General features: G+C 42.1%; 2 tRNA genes and 2 rRNA genes. All 4 read right to left on the reverse strand.

Going from position 1 to position 1,047, the window contains the following annotated elements:
• Positions 1-115 (reverse strand): 23S ribosomal RNA (locus ESZ39_RS17555); the annotation flags it as partial.
• Between the two features lie 411 nt (positions 116-526).
• Positions 527-602 (reverse strand) — tRNA-Ala (locus tag ESZ39_RS17560).
• Positions 603-722: 120 nt separating this feature from the next.
• Positions 723-799: transfer RNA gene (locus tag ESZ39_RS17565), tRNA-Ile, on the reverse strand.
• Between the two features lie 130 nt (positions 800-929).
• Positions 930-1,047: ribosomal RNA gene (locus tag ESZ39_RS17570) — 16S ribosomal RNA — on the reverse strand; the annotation flags it as partial.

The raw sequence follows: 1,047 nt of genomic DNA on the forward strand, positions 1-1,047 counted from the left end.
GATATCTTTGGCTATAACGGTTTTTATCACCTCACCAAAGCTTTTCGCAGATTAACACGTCCTTCATCGCCTCTAACTGCCAAGGCATCCACCACATACGCTTAGTCACTTAACCATACAACCCCAAGTAGTTTCCTATTTGGTGCACCGCGGAGACTAATCCGCAGCAATTGTAAAGTCTGACATTTTCACGCACACAAAGTGTGTCTTGAATAAGAGTGGTAATTCACTACTAATAGGTAAACTAAAAGTAAATAAACTACCGGGTTGATTACGTTTCCGAGGAGGACCCGTAATCACCATTACTAACAGGCGATATTCCTATTAATAACAGCTTGGTATTTATAATTTACAAACAACAGCGCGACACCGTGTTTGTCATATAAATACCGGTATTTATATCAGCTTTCCAGATTGTTAAAGAACTTGTCAATTGCACACATTCGGCAACGACTTGGTTTAAAAAACCAAACTTAACTTATCAACATTGATAGTTTAAGTTTGGTCTCTTTCTTTAAAGAAGAAGTGGTGGAGCTAAGCAGGATCGAACTGCTGACCTCCTGCGTGCAAGGCAGGCGCTCTCCCAGCTGAGCTATAGCCCCGCAATGGGTAACATACTTTAGCTAAAACGAAACGTATATTAACATTTTTTACAAGGCGGTTTATCGCGAGGTGTAGGTTTTCTACACAAGTGATGAACCAACGCCGTAAAAATTGTAAATTGGTAGGTCTGGGCAGACTTGAACTGCCGACCTCACCCTTATCAGGGGTGCGCTCTAACCAGCTGAGCTACAGACCTATCTCTTTCAAGATTTCACGTCCGAAGCTAGCATGTTTGGACTTCTTCTAATTTGTTATCATGTAATTTGTGTGAACACTCGTAGAGCACTCTCTAAAGAGTATTCTCATTAAGCTGTTTCACTTCAAGATAAGGAGGTGATCCAACCCCAGGTTCCCCTAGGGTTACCTTGTTACGACTTCACCCCAGTCATGAATCACAAAGTGGTGACCGTCCTCCCCGAAAGGTTAAACTAGCCACTTCTTTTG

Origin of the sequence: Colwellia sp. C1TZA3 (genome assembly GCF_007954265.1) — a bacterium.
In the GTDB taxonomy this organism is placed as follows: Bacteria; Pseudomonadota; Gammaproteobacteria; order Enterobacterales; family Alteromonadaceae; genus Cognaticolwellia.